13 protein-coding genes are annotated in these 17,203 nt (G+C 65.5%); all 13 read right to left on the bottom strand.

Going from position 1 to position 17,203, the window contains the following annotated elements; genetic code table 11:
• Positions 1-3: 3 nt before the first annotated feature.
• The 13 genes from DPV79_RS23945 to DPV79_RS23885 all read right to left on the bottom strand — a co-directional run bounded on the left by DPV79_RS23945 (position 4) and on the right by DPV79_RS23885 (position 17,087).
• Positions 4-783: a ParA family protein gene (locus DPV79_RS23945; protein ID WP_027788714.1), complete on the bottom strand. Its 780-nt coding sequence runs from the start codon at positions 781-783 to the stop codon at positions 4-6.
• Positions 784-839: 56 nt separating this feature from the next.
• The gene (gene rsmG, locus DPV79_RS23940) at positions 840-1,526 is read right to left on the bottom strand and encodes a 16S rRNA (guanine(527)-N(7))-methyltransferase RsmG (RefSeq protein WP_048023976.1); all 687 of its coding nucleotides are present in this window, start codon (positions 1,524-1,526) and stop codon (positions 840-842) included.
• Positions 1,523-3,493 (bottom strand): tRNA uridine-5-carboxymethylaminomethyl(34) synthesis enzyme MnmG, encoded by a 1,971-nt coding sequence (mnmG, locus tag DPV79_RS23935; protein ID WP_059553961.1) that lies wholly within the window; start codon positions 3,491-3,493, stop codon positions 1,523-1,525. The genes rsmG and mnmG overlap by 4 nt, the downstream gene beginning before the upstream one ends.
• Positions 3,494-4,072: 579 nt before the next feature.
• Positions 4,073-4,828, bottom strand: a complete 756-nt coding sequence (locus DPV79_RS23930; protein ID WP_059676013.1) for an ABC transporter ATP-binding protein — start codon at positions 4,826-4,828, stop codon at positions 4,073-4,075.
• Positions 4,828-6,612, bottom strand: coding sequence for a branched-chain amino acid ABC transporter ATP-binding protein/permease (locus DPV79_RS23925; RefSeq protein WP_113046641.1), 1,785 nt, complete (start codon positions 6,610-6,612; stop codon positions 4,828-4,830). Before DPV79_RS23925 ends, DPV79_RS23930 begins: the two co-directional genes overlap by 1 nt.
• Positions 6,613-6,616: 4 nt before the next feature.
• On the bottom strand, positions 6,617-7,672 hold the full coding sequence (locus DPV79_RS23920) for a branched-chain amino acid ABC transporter permease (protein WP_021160433.1): 1,056 nt from the start codon (positions 7,670-7,672) through the stop codon (positions 6,617-6,619).
• A 200-nt stretch (positions 7,673-7,872) separates the two neighbouring features.
• Positions 7,873-9,030, bottom strand: a complete 1,158-nt coding sequence (locus DPV79_RS23915; RefSeq protein ID WP_113046640.1) for an ABC transporter substrate-binding protein — start codon at positions 9,028-9,030, stop codon at positions 7,873-7,875.
• Between the two features lie 1,128 nt (positions 9,031-10,158).
• Entirely contained in the window at positions 10,159-11,133 is a 975-nt protein-coding gene (locus DPV79_RS23910) for a branched-chain amino acid ABC transporter permease (RefSeq protein WP_165843558.1), read from the bottom strand.
• Positions 11,133-12,017: a branched-chain amino acid ABC transporter permease gene (locus DPV79_RS23905; protein ID WP_021160429.1), complete on the bottom strand. Its 885-nt coding sequence runs from the start codon at positions 12,015-12,017 to the stop codon at positions 11,133-11,135. The genes DPV79_RS23910 and DPV79_RS23905 overlap by 1 nt, the downstream gene beginning before the upstream one ends.
• A 130-nt stretch (positions 12,018-12,147) precedes the next feature.
• On the bottom strand, positions 12,148-13,347 hold the full coding sequence (locus DPV79_RS23900; RefSeq protein WP_048023983.1) for an ABC transporter substrate-binding protein: 1,200 nt from the start codon (positions 13,345-13,347) through the stop codon (positions 12,148-12,150).
• Between the two features lie 76 nt (positions 13,348-13,423).
• A complete protein-coding gene (locus DPV79_RS23895; RefSeq protein WP_048023984.1) occupies positions 13,424-14,179 on the bottom strand; it encodes an ABC transporter ATP-binding protein in 756 nt (251 codons plus the stop codon).
• A complete protein-coding gene (locus DPV79_RS23890) occupies positions 14,176-14,955 on the bottom strand; it encodes an ABC transporter ATP-binding protein (protein WP_021160426.1) in 780 nt (259 codons plus the stop codon). The genes DPV79_RS23895 and DPV79_RS23890 overlap by 4 nt, the downstream gene beginning before the upstream one ends.
• Before the next feature lie 446 nt (positions 14,956-15,401).
• Positions 15,402-17,087, bottom strand: coding sequence for a GMC family oxidoreductase (locus tag DPV79_RS23885; RefSeq protein WP_113046638.1), 1,686 nt, complete (start codon positions 17,085-17,087; stop codon positions 15,402-15,404).
• Positions 17,088-17,203 lie beyond the last annotated feature (116 nt).

Here is a 17,203-nt window from a genome sequence, read left to right as displayed (position 1 = left end):
GGATCACGACACCTCGAACGCGCGAACGCGGTCGATCATCTCGGCACCGAACTGGAGATACGCTTGCGCACCGCGCGAGCTGCGGTCGAACACGACGCCCGGCAGCCCGTAACTCGGCGCTTCCGCCAGGCGCACGTTGCGCGGAATCACCGCGTCGAACACCTTGTCGCCGAAGTGCGCTTTCAGTTGATCGGAGACTTGCTGCTGCAGCGTGATGCGCGGATCGAACATCACACGCAGCAAGCCGATGATCTTCAGGTCGCGGTTCATGTTCGCGTGAACCTGCTTGATCGTGTTGACGAGGTCAGACAACCCCTCCAGTGCAAAGTACTCGCACTGCATGGGGATCACGACGCCATGCGCCGCGCACAGCCCGTTCAGCGTCAGCAGCGACAGCGTCGGCGGGCAATCGATCAGCACGAAATCGTAGTCGTCGGCCACGTGCTCGAGCGCGGCCTTCAGCCGGCGCTCGCGGTTGTCGATGCTGATCAGTTCGATCTCGGCACCGGACAGCTCGCGGTTCGCGGGCAGCACGTCATAGGTGACGCCGTCCGGCCGGATGCGCGCGTCGGTCACCGACACGCCGTCGACCAGCACCTCGTACACGGTCGCTTCGCAAGCAGCCTTGTCGATCCCGCTGCCCATCGTCGCGTTACCCTGAGGGTCGAGATCGATCAGCAGGACTCGTTGCTCCTGCGCTGCAAGGCTTGCGGCGAGATTGACCGATGTCGTCGTCTTGCCGACGCCCCCCTTCTGGTTCGCAACGCAGAAGATCTTTGCCATCGTTGGTGTGTTCCCTTTACCTTCAAACAAACGGCGCGCCATCGCGCGCCGGCCCTTCAATTCGCTTCGTCGACGGCCACTTCGATCAGATGCCGTTCGGCATCGAGCAGCGGCACCGCCAGCCGTATCGTCTGCTTCACGCGGCTGCCTTCCGGCAACCGTGCAATCTCGTCGTCCGGATGAACACCCTTCATTGCCCAGATCGATCCGCCCGGCGCAACCAGGTGACGAGCAAGTTTAACGAAGTCGGACAGGTCCGCGAAAGCGCGGGAGACGATCATGTCGAATTTTTCCGGCACTTCGACACCCGGCTGCAGCGATTCGACCCGCCCCGTGACCACCGACAGGTTCGCGAGCTTCAGCTCCGCACGCATCTGGGTCTGGAATGCAGACTTCTTCTGCACGATATCGTTCAGCGTGATCTGCCAATCCGGCTCGACGATCGCCAGCACGATACCGGGCAACCCGCCGCCCGAGCCGACGTCGAGCACGCGGGCCGATGCACGGCCACGCAGATGCGGAACGATGGAAAGCGAATCGAGGATGTGCTGGATCAGCATCTGCTTCGGGTCGCGGATCGCGGTCAGGTTGTAGACCGCGTTCCACTTGCCGAGCAGCGCGACGTAGTCGAGCAGCTGGTTGCGTTGTGCATCCGTCAGCGTGAGGTCGAGCGCCGTCGTGCCTTCGACGAGCATCTGTTCCAGTACGTCCCGATTAACCGCCGGCGCGCGACGCGCCGTCATTGTTGCGTCGGGACGGCGCCGTCCCCCTGCTCCGCGGCCGCTTCGGCCGTGCCATTCCGACGGCCCAGGCCGCGACGCTTCAGGTGCACCATCAGCAGCGAGATTGCCGCCGGCGTGACACCCGAGATGCGCGACGCCTGCCCGATCGTTTCCGGCCGGAACTCGTTGAGCTTCTGGCTCACCTCGAACGACAGGCCGCGGACTTCGCGGTAATCGATACCGTCGGGCAGACGCGTGTTCTCGTTCGCATCGTTGCGTTCGATTTCCGATGCCTGCCGCTCGATGTAGCCCTGATACTTGATGCCGATCTCGACCTGCTCCTTGATCTGCTCGAGCAGCACCGGATCGTCGGCCAGCGGCTCTGCGGGGCCGCACTCGCCGCCCTTCAGTCCGCACACACCGTCGTAGCTGATACCCGGACGGCGCAGCAGTTCAGCGAGGCTGTATTCGTGGTCGATCGCCTTGCCGAGGAGCGCGGTCGCCTCTTCCGGCGGCAACGTCTTAGGCGTCACCCACGTCGACTTCAGGCGTTCGGTTTCACGTGAAACAGCGTCGCGCTTCCGGCTGAATGCATCCCAGCGCGCGTCGTCGACGAGCCCCAGTTCGCGGCCGATCTCGGTCAAGCGCATGTCGGCATTGTCTTCACGCAGGCTGAGGCGATACTCGGCGCGGCTCGTAAACATCCGGTACGGCTCGGCCACCCCGCGCGTCACGAGATCGTCGACCAGCACGCCAAGGTAGGCCTGGTCGCGGCGCGGGCACCATGCGTCCTTCTCCTGCACGTAGCGGCCGGCGTTGAGACCGGCCAGCAGCCCCTGCGCGGCCGCTTCTTCATAGCCCGTCGTCCCGTTGATCTGTCCCGCAAAGAACAGCCCGTTGATCGCCTTCGTTTCGAGCGACGCCTTCAGCGCACGCGGGTCGAAGTAGTCGTACTCGATCGCGTAGCCGGGGCGCAGGATATGCGCGTTCTCGAGGCCGCGCATCGAGTGCACGAGCTCGAGCTGGACGTCGAACGGCAGGCTCGTCGAGATCCCGTTCGGGTAGAACTCGTTGGTCGTCAGCCCTTCCGGCTCCAGGAAGATCTGGTGCGATTCCTTAGAAGCGAACCGGTGAATCTTGTCCTCGATCGACGGGCAATAGCGCGGCCCGACGCCTTCGATCACGCCTGTATACATAGGCGAACGGTCGAGGCCACCACGAATGATGTCGTGCGTGCGCTCGTTCGTATGCGTGACCCAGCACGGCAGTTGCTGTGGATGCTGCTCTGCACGGCCCAGGAACGAGAAAACGGGGATCGGATCGAGATCGCCCGGCTGTTCATCCAGCTGCGAGAAGTCGATCGAACGACCATCGATACGCGGCGGCGTACCGGTCTTCAGGCGGCCCTGCGGCAGCTTCAGCTCCTTCAGGCGCGACGACAGCGACACGGCCGCCGGATCGCCCGCACGGCCGCCTGTGTAGTTGTTCAGGCCGACGTGGATCTTGCCGTCGAGGAACGTACCGGCGGTCAGCACGACCGCACGCGCACGGAAGCGGATGCCGATCTGCGTGACGGCGCCCACCACACGGTCGCCTTCGACCATCAGGTCGTCGACAGCCTGCTGGAACAGCCACAGGTTCGGCTGATTCTCGAGCCGATGGCGAATCGCGGCCTTGTACAGGATGCGATCGGCCTGCGCACGCGTCGCGCGCACGGCCGGCCCTTTCGACGAATTGAGGATCCGGAACTGAATACCGCTCTCGTCGGTTGCGGCTGCCATTGCGCCGCCCAGCGCATCGACTTCCTTGACCAGATGGCCCTTGCCAATGCCGCCGATCGACGGATTGCAGCTCATCTGCCCAAGCGTTTCGATGTTGTGGGTCAGCAGTAATGTCTTTGCGCCCATGCGGGCGGACGCCAGCGCGGCTTCCGTGCCGGCATGACCGCCACCGACGACGATGACGTCAAATTCTGTGGGAAAAAGCATGGTGGATTCCGTACGCAGGACGGCGCACGAACCTATCTGAGAAATGTATGGGCCGAATTATAGCGGGTTCGCTTTTCACCCGAAGGCCGTCCGAATGGTAGGGTCTGTGCATTTCGGCGATTTTTCTGTGCTCAGACGCGGAATCCGTGGCGCAGAGCCCGCTCCGGCAACGCTTCCGGCCCGCCGGCAGCACATCGCTGGGCCTGTGCAAAAAAATTCGCTTGCCGGGAAATTTCACGTGGAACACATACCTGTTCGATACCTGTGTCCCGCGCGGCAACCTGGACGGAACACCCTGTGCGACCGCGCCCACCCTCTCCCTCACAGAATTTCGGACGGCTCGCCCGACACTTATCCCCTGTGACCCGGCACAACATCCCCAGTGTGTGGAACAGGCAGCAGCCACCCGCGAACGATGATCCGGATCGTCATCCGCTTGCACAGAGCTTCCGACTGTTTCCGTAGCACTTATCCCCCGGTTACTAGCCGTCGTGTGTCGAGGTCGCATCTCACCCAAAAACAAAAACGGCGTGTTTCACGTGAAACACGCCGCCCGTTTCCCGCCTACCACGCCACCGATCAGGCCGTTTTCTTCGCCAACCCGAGGTACGTTTCGATCACGCGTGGATTCTGCGCGAGTTCGGCCGCCGGCCCTTCCAGCGCAAATTCGCCTGTCTCCAGCACATACCCGTAATCGGAGATCTGCAGGGCAGCACGTGCGTTCTGCTCGATCAGCAGCGTCGCCACGCCCGTACCGCGCAACGCGCTGATGATATGAAAAATCTCCTTCACGATCAGCGGCGCCAGCCCGAGGCTGGGCTCGTCGAGCATCAGCAGATCGGGCTTGCCCATCAGCGCGCGCCCAACCGCAAGCATCTGCCGCTCGCCGCCGGAGAGCGTGCCGGCCGCCTGCTTGCGGCGCTCCTTCAGCCGCGGAAACAGGGTGAACACGTGATCGAGCTGGTCGAGGAAGTTCGCTTCACCGGCCTGCTTGCGCCGATACGCGCCCAATACGAGGTTGTCTTCGACCGTCATCGTGCTGAACAGCTCACGCTTCTCCGGTACGAGGCACATCCCGCGTGCGACGCGCTGCTCGACCGGCAATGCACCGACGTCATGACCGCGGTACACGACCGCACCCGATGCATGCCCGGTCACCGGCAGCGCGCCCATGATCGCGTTCAGCAGCGTCGATTTGCCGGCGCCGTTCGGGCCGATCACGCTGACGATCTGCCCCGCGCCAACCTTGATCGCCGCGCCGTGCAGCGCCTCCACCTTCCCGTATCGGACTGCCAGCCCGCGCACTTCGAGAATCGGCATCGTCGTGTCCGTCATCACTCCACCCCGCCCAGATACGCTTCCAGCACCGCCGGATCCTGCTGCACGTCCTGCGGCAGTCCTTCCGCGATCCGCGTGCCAAACTCCATCACCACCAAACGATCGGTGAGATTCATCACGAAATCCATGTCGTGTTCCACGAGCAACACGCTCATGCCTTCCGCCTTCAGCCGCCGCAGCAGATCGGCGAGTTGCTGCTTCTCCTGGTAACGCAGCCCGGCGGCCGGCTCGTCGAGCAGCAGCAGCGTCGGATCGCAGCACAGCGCCCGCGCGATTTCCAGAATCCGCTGCTGCCCCAGCGCAAGGCTGCCCGCTTCGTCGTACATGTGCTTTTCAAGCCCGACGCGGCGGATCTGGCGTGCGGCCTCAGCCAGCAGCTGCGCTTCCTCATGGGCATTGAGCCGCGCGACGCTGCGCCACACGCCCGTACGGCCACGCAGGTGCGCACCGATCGCGACGTTTTCGAGCACCGTCATCGCCGGCAACAGCTTCACGTGCTGGAACGTCCGGCCGATGCCGCGGCGGACGATCTGGCGCGATGTGAGCCCGTCGATACGCTCGCCACGGAACGTGATCGTGCCGCCGGTCGGCTTCAGCACACCCGTCACGAGGTTGAACGTGGTCGACTTGCCGGCGCCGTTCGGGCCGATCAGCCCGATGATCTGCCCCGCTTTCACGTCGAAGCTGACGTCGTTGACGGCCACGAGCCCGCCGAACTGCTTGCGCGCGTTGTCGACGACGAGCAGCGGCTCGCCGGCCGTCGGCTTCGCGCGCTGCGGCAATGGATCGGCGTGCTCGGGCACATGCGCGCGCGGCCCGCGCGGGAACAGCCTCGCGGCGAACGGCCACACGCCCTGGCGCGCGTACTGCAGCAGCAGCACCATCAGCACGCCGAACACGATGATCTCGAAGTTGCCTTCCGAGCCGAGCAGCTTCGGCAGCAGCGTCTGCAGATAGTCCTGCAGCACGGTCAGGATCGCCGCGCCGAGCACCGCGCCCCACACGTGCGACACGCCGCCGACCACGGCCATGAACAGGAACTCGATCCCGTGGTTCAGCCCGAACGGCGTCGGATTCACCGCGCGCTGCAGGTGCGCGTACAGGAAGCCCGATACGGCCGCCAGCACGGCCGCATAGACGAAGATCACGACGCGCATCCACGCGGTATTCACGCCCATCGCCTCGGCCATCACGCCGCCGCCGCGCAGCGCGCGGATCGCACGGCCCGGGCGGCTGTTCAGCAGGTTCTGCACCGACACGATCGCGGCCAGCACGACGGCCCAGATCAGGAAATACAGGCTGCGCCCGCTGCCAAGCTCGATGCCGAACAGGTTCAGCGCCGGAATCCCGTTGATGCCGTCGTACTTGCCGAGCAGTTCGAGGTTGCCGAACAGGTAGAACAGCGCGAGGCCCCACGCAATCGTGCCGAGCGGCAGGAAGTGGCCGGACAGCCGCATCGTGACCGCGCCGAGCACGAGCGCGACGAGCGCCGTCAGTACGACGCCGACGATCAACGCGAGCCACGGCGACACGCCGTATCGCGTCGTCAGGAAAGCGGTCGCATAGGCGCCGATGCCGACGAACGCGGCCTGCCCGAAGCTCGTCATCCCGCCGACGCCCGTCAGCAGCACGAGCCCGATCGCGACGATCGCGTAGAGGCCGATGTAGTTCAGCAGCGTGATCCAGTATTCGGGCACCTGCAGCGCACCAGGCAGCACCGGCAGCGCGAACAGCACCACGAGAAACACCCAGAAGGTCTTGTTGCGTACCATCGTCGTCATCGTGTCACTCCTCTTCCTCTTCCGCGTGCGGCGTCGCGAAACTCCGCCACAGCAGCACCGGAATGATCAGCGTGAACACGATCACCTCCTTGTACGCGCTCGCCCAGAACGACGAATACGATTCGAGCACGCCGACGAGCAGCGAGCCGGCGGCAGCAAGCGGATAACTGACGAGGCCGCCGATGATCGCGCCGACGAAGCCCTTCAGGCCGATCAGGAAGCCCGAGTCGTAGTAGATCGTCGTCAGCGGGCCGACGAGGATCCCGGACAGCACGCCGAGCCCCGCCGCGAACGTGAACGCGAGCCGCCCTGCCTCGGTCGTGCCGATGCCGACGAGCCGCGCGCCGAGCCGGTTCACCGACGTCGCGCGCAGCGCCTTGCCGGCGATCGTGCGGCCGAAGTACACGTAGAGCGCGCCGATCAGCACGAGTGCCGTCACGACGACCAGGATGCTCTGCACCGACACGGTCATGCTGCCGATCGCGAGCGACGCATCCGAGAACCCGTTGGTGCGCGAACCCTCCGCGCCGAACATCACGAGCCCGAGGCCGACCATCGCGAAGTGGACGGCGACCGACACGATCAGCAGCAGCAGCGTCGTGCCTTCGGCGATCGGCTGGTACACGAGCCGGTAGACGAACGGCCCCATCGGCACGACGATCGCAAGCGTCAGCGCGATCTGCGCGAGCATCGGCAGCGGCTGCGCGGCAAAGCTGCGCGTGATCGCGAACACCGCGAGCGGCAGCAGGATGTAGCGGCTGCCGAGTGTCGCGAGTGTGCGGCCGAGCTGATGGCGCCGTTCGCGATGCCGGATCAGGCCGCCGACTTCGAGCAGGAAGCACGCGATGCCCATCACGAACAACAGCCAGCAGGTGGCGGGAAATTTCTGCGCCTGCAACGCGGCAAGCGTCAGCGCACCGTAGGCGACGAATTCGCCCTGGGGAATGAAGATCACCCGCGTGACGGAAAACACCAGCACGAGCGCCAGCGACAGCAATGCATATATGGCGCCGGTCGTGATGCCGTCTTGCGCGAGGATCGCTGCAATCGAGAGATCCATACGTTTCGTGTATCGAGAATGCTGCGGAGAAACGAAAGACGGAAACGGCCGGGGCGCGCGGACGGCAAGACCGGTGCGCAGGCACCCGGCGACGGGCCCCGGCGGTTCCAGGCGGCACGGGCGCGACCCGTCGGGCCCCGCCCCCTGCCGACGGCACGCACGGCGCCGTTCGCGCCGCGCACGCCGGTTTCACGTGATGCTTACTCGGCCTGCAGCTTCCACTTGCCGTCGACGATCTGCACCATCACGCGCGCACGCGTATCGAAGCCGTTGTGATCGGTCGGCGTCATGTTGATCACGCCGTGCGACACGGGCAGGTCCTTCACGCTTTCGAGCGACGCGCGCAGCGCTTCGCGGAACGCCTCGGTGCCCGGCTGGCCCTTCTTCAGCGCTTCCGGAATCGCACGCTGCAGCAGCAGCCCCGCATCCCACGCATGGCCGCCGAACGTCGCCAGCGAGCCCGCGCCGTAGGCCTTCTCGTATGCGGCCTTGTACCCGAGCGCCGGTTTCTTCACCGGATTCGAATCGGGCAGCTGGTCGGTCACGAGCACCGGGCCGGCCGGCAGGATCTCGCCTTCACAGTCCTTGCCGCACACACGCAGGAAGTCGTTGTTCGCGACGCCGTGCGTCTGGTACACCTTGCCCTTGTAGCCGCGCTCCTTCAGCGTCTTCGCCGGCAGCGCCGCCGGCGTGCCCGAGCCGGCGATCAGCACCGCGTCGGGATTCGAGCCCATCAGCTTCAGCACCTGCCCCATCACCGACGCGTCGGTACGGTTGAAGCGCTCGTTCGACACGACCTTCAGGCCGTTCTTCGCGGCCGCCGCGTTGAACGTGTTGTACCAGCTGTCGCCGTATGCATCGGCGAAGCCGATGAAGCCGACCGTCTTCACGCCGTGCTTCGCCATGTAGCCGGCGATCGCGTCGGCCATCAGCTGGTCGTTCTGCGGCACCTTGAACATCCAGGCGCGCTTCGCGTCCATCGGCGAGATGATCTGCGCGCTCGCCGCGAGCGAGATCGTCGGCGTCTTGCCCTGCGACACGGGATCGAGCATCGCGAGCGAGTTCGGCGTGACGGACGAACCGATGATCGCGTCGACGTGATCCTCGTCGATCAGCTTGCGCACGTTCTGCACCGCGCGGCTCGTGTCGGATGCGTCGTCGAGCACGATGTACTGCACGCTCTTGCCCGAGATTTCCTTCGGCAGCAGCGCGATCGTGTTCTTTTCCGGAATCCCGAGCGACGCGGCCGGCCCGGTGGCCGACAGCGTCACGCCGATCTTCACCTGCGCCGACGCCGTGGCGGCCGCGCACACGAGGCCCGCGGCAAGCAGAACTTCCATCCATCGATTCATCTTCATTTATGTCGTCTCCAAACGCTGCTCGAAAAAGCCACGGGTCGCTCGGGCGGCTCCCGGTCTCCAAACAAGTTAATAATTTAACTATCTCGCCTTGCCCCGCCTACACTCGTTTTCCCGTGACACGCCGGCGCCGCCATCGAGCCCCGCCGATACCGCACATGCACGCGCCGCAGCGCGTGCCGAAACGATCGTTCGGCCGCCACGATGCGCGGCGGCAATGTCGTCAGGATGAAGGGAACGGAGAAAAGCGGCGCTGCGCGAAACGTGATCGATGCGGGCGCAACGATCGCCGGAAGGTCGGCCGGCCGGGCCTGATACGGCTCCACGCGCGGGCGATGCAGGATCGGAAAAACGGCCGTTCATGCGAATGCGAACGACACATCGGATGCGAACGCAACGACCGGACACACCATCGTGCCGGCAGATTGCATCGGAACGCACATGCCGGCCGCAGGGCGGCTCGTGAAAGCCCGGGCATACCGGTGCACGTCCGCCCCCGAACAAGCGGCGCCAGCCGCCCCTCCCGCCCCGATCCTTCGTCCCGCGCTTCTCATCCAACCGCACTCCCTCTTCTGCATTGTGCTTGTAGGAGAACTGCCGACCGTTTTCCCGACCGCACGGTCGGCGAAAGCTGAGTGTAACGGACGCTTTTTGCGCACGCCAACCGGGTAAGCCCGGACGGCATGCGCACGGCTGCGCGCCGGCGGCGATCGACCGGCAGGAATGGATGAAATCGGGGGACGGGATGACGCGCGAGTGACGCGAGGCAGAACACGGGCGCGCGGAACGCAGCGCGATTCGCCTGCACCGTCGATGGAAATTCGTGCACCAAATGAAAAAGCGCTGTTGGATTCCGTCCAACAGCGCTTTAGGGTCCGGGCACTTTGTGCCTCGATTGTCTCCTCGTTCTCCACCTGCAAATTCGTTTCGCGGTGCATCAGAACTGAAGTGAATCTTAAAGAGGCTTAAGCACCACGGCAACTTAGCATTTACCCCTATGGTGCATCGCCGCACGAAAATGGGGCAGCAGCCAGCCGCGCGGTGCCGCCCCGAGCGCGCTGCGACGCGCTTCACGAGCATGCCGGATGGTGCTTCGCATCAACCCGCGGCGACGTGCGCGGCATGCGCTCAGGAGGCCCTGAGCGGCTTGATCCGCGCGACCATCTCGCCGACGATGCCGCGCCGGAAGGCGAGCACGCATACGATGAAGATCAGCCCCGTGACGATCGTCGCCGATTCGCCGAGCGAATGGAACCACGCGACGCCCGTCGTCGACGCGAGCCATTCGCCGATGTCGCCGAGCCGGTCTTCGAGCGCGACGATCAGCGCGGCGCCGAGCAGCGGCCCGAACAGCGTGCCCATGCCGCCGACGAGCGTCATCAGCACGACGAGGCCCGACATCGTCCAGTACGCGTCCGACAGCGTCTCGAAGCCGAGCACGAGCACCTTCAGCGAGCCGGCCAGCCCCGCGATGCCTGCCGACAGGATGAACGCGAGCAGCTTGAAACGATCGGTGTCGTAGCCGAGCGAGATCGCGCGCGCCTCGTTCTCCTTGATCGCGACGAGCACCTGGCCGAACGGCGAATGCACGACCCGCACGATGAACGCGCACGCGGCGACGACCACCGCCACCACGACGTAGTACAGCGCGACGTCGTTCGACAGGTCGAGCAGCCCGAACAGGTGGCCGCGCGGCACGCCCTGCAACCCGTCTTCGCCGTGCGTGAACGGCGCCTGCAGGTAGATGAAATAGACCATCTGCGCGAACGCGAGCGTGATCATCGCGAAGTAGATGCCCTGCCGGCGGATCGCGAACAGCCCGACGACGAGCCCGAGCAGCGTCGCGGCGACGGTGCCGACGAGCACCCCGAGTTCCGGCGTGGAGCCGAGCGTCTGCATCGAATAACCGGTCGCATAACCGGCGGTCGCGAGGAACATCGCATGGCCGAACGACAGCAGCCCCGTATAGCCGATCAGCAGGTTGAATGCGGCCGCGAACAGCGCGAACGTGAGCACCTTCATCACGAACACCGGGTACGCGCCGATGAACGGCGCGGCGAGCAGTGCGGCAAGCAGCACGCCGTAGAGCACTTTTCTCTGCATCATTTTTCCTTGCCGAAGAGGCCCGCCGGGCGGAACAGCAGCACGATCGCCATGATCACGAACACGACGGTGGCCGACGCTTCGGGGTAGAACACGCGCGTGAAACCCTCGATCACGCCGAGCATCAGGCCCGTGACGATCGAGCCGAGGATCGACCCCATCCCGCCGATCACGACCACCGCGAACACGGTGATGATCATCGGCTGGCCCATCAGCGGCGACACCTGGATCACCGGCGCGGCCAGCACGCCCGCGAACGCCGCGAGCGCGACGCCGAAGCCGTAGGTGAGCGTGATCATCATCGGCACGTTCACGCCGAATGCCTCGACGAGCTTCGGGTTCTCGGTGCCCGCGCGCAGGTAGGCGCCGAGGCGCGTCTTCTCGATCACGAACCAGGTCACGAGACACACCGCGAGCGACGCGACGACCACCCACGCGCGGTAGTTCGGCAGGAACATGAAGCCGAGGTTGGTGGCGCCGGACAGCTGCGACGGCACGTCGTACGGCTGGCCGGACGAGCCGTAGATCGACCGGAACACGCCTTCGACGACCAGCGTGAGCCCGAACGTGAGCAGCAGCCCGTACAGGTGATCGAGCTTGTACAGCCAGCGCAGCATCGAGCGTTCGATCAGGATCCCGAACGCACCGACGACCAGCGGCGCGATCACGAGCATCGCCCAGTACGGCAGCCCGAAGTACGACAGGCCCATCCACGCGAGCATCGCGCCCAGCATGAACAGCGCGCCGTGCGCGAAGTTGATCACGTTGAGCAGCCCGAAGATCACCGCGAGCCCGAGGCTCAGGATCGCGTAGAACGAGCCGTTGACGAGCCCGAGCAGCAACTGGCTCAGCATCGCCGGCAACGGAATGCCAAAGATTTCCATCGACTTAGCCGTCAGTATGAGTTTCGTTGCGCGCGCAACCTTCCCGGGATACGCACGCGGGCGGCGCAGCGGGGCACATCGCTGCGGCCGCCACCGTGCGGCGCGCAACTCGCGCGCCGCCAAGCCCCGCTTACTTCCACAACGCGCAGCGCGATTCCTGCTTGGTCCCGAACGCCTGTTCGCCCGGAATCGTCGCGAGCACCTTGTAGTAATCCCACGGCTCCTTCGATTCAGCAGGCTTCTTCACTTCCATCAGGTACATGTCGTGGATCATGCTGCCGTCCGTGCGGATGTAGCCCTTCGCGTAGAAGTCGTTGATCTTGATCTTCTTCAGCTCGGCCATCACCTTGTCGGAATCGGTCGTGCCGGCGGCCTGGACCGCCTTCAGGTAGGTCGTCACCGACGAGTAGTCGGCCGCCTGCAGGCTCGACGGCATCTTCTTCATCTTGCCGAAGTAGCGTTGCGCCCACTGGCGCGACGCCGCATCGCGGTTCCAGTACCAGCTGTCGGTCAGCACGAGGCCCTGCGTCGTCTCGAGGCCGAGGCTGTGCACGTCGTCGATGAACATCAGCAGCGCGGCGAGCTTCATCGTCTTCGTGATGCCGAACTCCTTCGCGGCCTTGATCGAGTTGATCGTGTCGCCGCCCGCGTTCGCGAGGCCGAGGATCTGCGCCTTCGACGCCTGCGCCTGCAGCAGGAACGACGAGAAATCCGACGCGGACAGCGGGTGACGCACCGTGCCGAGCACCTGGCCGCCGTTCGCCTTCACGACATCCGACGTGTTCTTCTCGAGCGCCTTGCCGAATGCGTAGTCGGCGGTCAGGAAGAACCAGCTCTTGCCGCCCTGCTTCACCACCGCCGAACCGGTGCCCTTCGCGAGCGCCATCGTGTCGTATGCGTAGTGGACCGTGTACGGCGTGCACTGCTCGTTCGTCAGCGTGTCGGCGCCCGCGCCGATGTTGATGTAGACCTTCTTCTTCTCGCCCGCGACCTGGTTCATCGACAGCGCGGTGGCCGAGTTCGTGCCGCCGACCAGCAGGTCGAGCCCGCCGCGGTCCATCCATTCGCGCGCCTTCGACGCGGCGATGTCGGCCTTGTTCTGGTGATCGGCATAGACGACCTCGATCGGCTTGCCGAGCACCTTGCCGCCGAAATCGGCGACCGCCATGCGGATCGCCTCCAGGCCGCCCTGCCCGTCGATATCCGCGTAAAGCCCCGACATGTCGGTGATGAAGCCGATCTTCACGGTATCCGCGGCCTGCGCGGCGCCGGTGGTGAACGCGGCGGCCGCGAGCGCGAGACAGGCGTGTGCGAGGGTCTTCATTTTCATTGACGTCTCCTGTTGTTCTGATGCGTTGTGGTTGTTCGAGGCCGCCACGGCTAGCGGCGAGAGAGACGGGGCGGCGTCACACCCCGAGCAGGTCGTGCAGGGTCGGCATCTTGCTTTCCAGTTCGGCCGCCTGGAAATGTTCGACGATGCTGCCGTGCTCCATCACGTAGAACCGGTCGGCGAGCGGCGCCGCGAAGCGGAAATTCTGTTCGACCATCACGATCGTGTAGCCGCGCGCCTTCAGCGCGACGATCATTCGCGCCAGCGACTGCACGATCACTGGCGCGAGGCCTTCGGAGATCTCGTCGAGCAGCAGCAGGTTCGCGCCGGTGCGCAGGATCCGCGCGACCGCGAGCATCTGCTGCTCGCCGCCGGACAGCCGCGTGCCCTGGCTCTGCCGGCGCGATGCGAGGTTCGGGAACATCGCGTAGATCTCGTCGATCGACATCGCGTGATCGCGCGGCCCGATCGGCGGCGGCAGCATCAGGTTCTCCTCGCACGACAGGCTCGAGAAGATCCCGCGCTCCTCCGGGCAGTAGCCGACACCGAAATGCGCGATGCGGTGTGTCGCGAGGCCGATCGTCTCGTTGCCCGCGACCTTGATCGACCCGCTGCGGCGGCCCGTGAGGCCCATGATCGCGCGCAGCGTCGTCGTGCGGCCCGCGCCGTTGCGGCCGAGCAGCGTGACGACCTCGCCGCGATGCACCGTCAGGTCGACACCGTGCAATATGTGGGATTCCCCGTACCAGGCCTCCAGGCCCGTGATCTCCAGCGCGGGCGTACCGCTTTCGACGCCGCTCAATTCGCGTTCCTCCCGTTCGCTGTGCTTCATGCGTGCGCCCCCGCGAGCGCCGCGTCGGCGCTGCCCATGTAGGCTTCGATGACGAGCGGATTCTTCGACACTTCCGCATACGAGCCTTCGGCCAGCACCTCGCCGCGTTGCAGGACGGTGATCGTGTCGGAGATGCCCGCGATCACGTTCATGTTGTGCTCGACCATCAGGATCGTGCGGCCGCTCGCGACCTTCTTGATCAGTGCGGTCACGCGATCGACGTCCTCGTGGCCCATCCCTTGCGTGGGCTCGTCGAGCAGCATCAGCTCGGGCTCCATCGCGAGCGTGGTCGCGATCTCCAGTGCGCGCTTGCGGCCGTATGCGAGTTCGACGGTCGGCACCTGCGCGAAATCGGTGAGGCCGACCTGCGTGAGCAGATCCATCGCACGGTCGTCGAGCCGCTTGAGCGTGCGTTCGCTGCGCCAGAAATGGAATTCGGTGCCGAGCGCGCGCTGCAGGCCGATGCGCACGTTCTGCAGTGCGGTCAGGTGCGGAAAGACGGCCGAGATCTGGAACGAACGGATGATGCCGCGCCGCGCAACCTGCGCGGGCCGCTCGTCGGTGATGTCGATCCCGTTGAAGACGATCTGGCCGGCCGTCGGTGTCAGGAATTTGGTGAGGAGGTTGAAGCAGGTCGTCTTGCCCGCGCCGTTCGGTCCGATCAACGCATGGATCGCACCGCGACGCACACGCAGGTTCACGCCGTTGACGGCCGTGAAACCCCTGAATTCCTTGGTCAGTCCGCGTGTTTCCAGAATCGTGTCGCCGAGAATCATGTTCCCTTCCGTACGAAGTCAGGCGAAGCACCGGGAAGATTCGCGCGAAGCGGCCGCGAAACACGTCAGCGGATGAGCAGGCTGCCCCGGGCGCCGTGTTACGCCTCGAGGGTGGTCTCCCGCGCCGACGCGTATGCACACTGCGCCACATTGTCTCGCCGTTGGTGCAGTGCAATCATCGGGATTTGCACTTATAGGGCTGGCCGCCATGTCGCACGCGGCCGTGCACGGTTTTTCGCCACGTTTTTTGACACGTGCATCATCGACCGTTGCCTCTTCGCACGGCGCAGCAGGCACGCAACACGAAAGCCGTGCGACTGCACGGCTTGCATGGATCTTGCCGGTGAAGCGACGCAATCGACACGATCGGCGCCGGCAGCTTGTTTCGCATATCGAATCAGCGGGCGTCATCATGACGGCCCGCTGTCGTGCGTGTCAGCGTTCCGTCACGCGGCCGTCGCCGCGGGCTCCGTTCGCACCGTCGTCGCTTCGCGCGCCGCGCGGCGATCGGCACGGATCATGTCGCTCGCGCGCTCGGCGATCATCAGCGTCGGCGAATTGGTATTGCCCGATGTAATGAAGGGCATCACCGACGCATCGACGATCCGCAGCCCGGCGATCCCGCGTACACGCAGCCGGCTGTCGACGACCGCACGCTCGTCGTCGGCCCGCCCCATCCGGCAGGTGCCGACCGGGTGGAAGATCGTCGTGCCGACGGCGCCCGCCGCTTCGATCAGCTCGGCTTCGCTGCGGTATTGCGTGCCGGGCAGGATTTCCTCGGGCCGATAACGCGCGAGCGCCGGCGCGGACGCGATCCGGCGCGTGAGGCGCAACGCGTTCGCGGCGACGTGGCGATCGTGGTCGGTCGACAGATAGTTCGGCGCGATTGCGGGTGCGACACCCGGATCGGCGCTCGCGACATGCACGCTGCCGCGCGACGTCGGCCGCAGATGGCACACGGACGCCGTAAATGCATTGAAGCTGTGCAGCGGCTCGCCGAAACGTTCAAGCGACAGCGGCTGCACGTGGTATTCGAGATCGGGGCGCGTGAGTGCCGGATCGTCGGGATCGGATTTCGCGAATGCGCCGAGCTGCGACGGCGCCATCGACATCGGCCCGCGCTGCAGCAACGCATATTCCGCGCCGATCATCAGCTTGCCCCACCAGTGCGCGGACAGCGTGTTGAGCGTGCGCACGCCTTCGACGCGAAACGCCATCCGCAATTGCAGGTGATCCTGCAGGTTTTCGCCGACGCCCGGCAGATCCTGCACGACGTCGATGCCGAGCGCCTGCAGCCGCCGGCCGTCGCCGATGCCCGACAGTTCGAGCAGCTGCGGCGAATTCACGGCGCCGGACGTCAGCAGCACCTCCGCGCGCGCCCGCGCAACGTAATCGGTGCCGCCGCCGCGATATTCGACGCCGACCGCGCGCCGCCCGTCGAAAATCACGCGCTGCGCGTGCGCGCCGGTGATCACGGTCAGGTTCGGGCGCGCCATCGCGGGCCGCAGGAACGCCTTCGACGTATTCCAGCGCACGCCGCGCTTCTGGTTCACCTCGAAATAACCGACCCCGGAATTGTCGCCGCGGTTGAAGTCGTCGGTTGCCGGGATGCCCGTCTGCTGCGCGGCCTGCGCGAACGATTCGAGGATCTCCCAGCGCAGCCGCTGCTTCTCGACACGCCAGTAACCGCCCGCGCCGTGTGCGTCGCTCGCGCCCGCATGGTGATCCTCGCTGCGCTTGAAGATCGGCAGCACGCTGTCCCACGACCAGCCGGCGTCGCCGGTTTCCTGCGCCCAGCTGTCGTAATCCTCGCGCTGGCCGCGCATGTAGATCATCCCGTTGATCGACGAGCAGCCGCCGAGCACGCGGCCGCGCGGATACGACAGTGCCCGGCCGTTGAGCGCCGCTTCGGGTTGGGTCTTGTACAGCCAGTCGGTGCGCGGGTTGCCGATGCAATACAGGTAGCCGACCGGGATGTGGATCCAGTGATAGTCGTCCTTGCCGCCTGCTTCGAGCAGCAGCACGCGGATGTCGGGATCCTCGGTCAGGCGATTCGCGAGCACGCAGCCCGCGGTGCCCGCGCCGACGATCACGTAGTCGAATTCGCCTTCGAGCGTGCGTGGAGTACTCACGGCGTGTCCCCTTCTTCGTTGTTGTGCGCCGCGCGGCGCGGTGCCGCGCGCATTTTCAGCATAGTGCGTCGCGGCCCGCGCTGGCGGCCGCGCGACACGACCGATGAAGCGTACTC

The sequence above is a fragment of the Burkholderia reimsis genome, assembly GCF_003294055.1.
Taxonomy (GTDB): domain Bacteria; phylum Pseudomonadota; class Gammaproteobacteria; order Burkholderiales; family Burkholderiaceae; genus Burkholderia; species Burkholderia cepacia.
The sequence above is the reverse complement of the archived record's forward strand: the minus strand, read 5'-3'. Positions and strand labels throughout refer to the sequence as shown.

What these genes read in the sequence shown, in the direction of transcription:
- rsmG (WP_048023976.1), bottom strand. Translation starts at nt 1,526, where the DNA reads ATGACGGCGCGTCGCGCGCCGGCGGTTAATCGGGACGTACTGGAACAG.
- mnmG (WP_059553961.1), bottom strand. Translation starts at nt 3,493, where the DNA reads ATGCTTTTTCCCACAGAATTTGACGTCATCGTCGTCGGTGGCGGTCAT.
- DPV79_RS23945 (WP_027788714.1), bottom strand. Translation starts at nt 783, where the DNA reads ATGGCAAAGATCTTCTGCGTTGCGAACCAGAAGGGGGGCGTCGGCAAG.
- DPV79_RS23920 (WP_021160433.1), bottom strand. Translation starts at nt 7,672, where the DNA reads ATGGATCTCTCGATTGCAGCGATCCTCGCGCAAGACGGCATCACGACC.
- DPV79_RS23910 (WP_165843558.1), bottom strand. Translation starts at nt 11,133, where the DNA reads ATGCAGAGAAAAGTGCTCTACGGCGTGCTGCTTGCCGCACTGCTCGCC.
- DPV79_RS23890 (WP_021160426.1), bottom strand. Translation starts at nt 14,955, where the DNA reads ATGATTCTCGGCGACACGATTCTGGAAACACGCGGACTGACCAAGGAA.
- DPV79_RS23895 (WP_048023984.1), bottom strand. Translation starts at nt 14,179, where the DNA reads ATGAAGCACAGCGAACGGGAGGAACGCGAATTGAGCGGCGTCGAAAGC.
- DPV79_RS23905 (WP_021160429.1), bottom strand. Translation starts at nt 12,017, where the DNA reads ATGGAAATCTTTGGCATTCCGTTGCCGGCGATGCTGAGCCAGTTGCTG.
- DPV79_RS23900 (WP_048023983.1), bottom strand. Translation starts at nt 13,347, where the DNA reads ATGAAAATGAAGACCCTCGCACACGCCTGTCTCGCGCTCGCGGCCGCC.
- DPV79_RS23925 (WP_113046641.1), bottom strand. Translation starts at nt 6,612, where the DNA reads ATGACGACGATGGTACGCAACAAGACCTTCTGGGTGTTTCTCGTGGTG.
- DPV79_RS23930 (WP_059676013.1), bottom strand. Translation starts at nt 4,828, where the DNA reads ATGACGGACACGACGATGCCGATTCTCGAAGTGCGCGGGCTGGCAGTC.
- DPV79_RS23915 (WP_113046640.1), bottom strand. Translation starts at nt 9,030, where the DNA reads ATGAAGATGAATCGATGGATGGAAGTTCTGCTTGCCGCGGGCCTCGTG.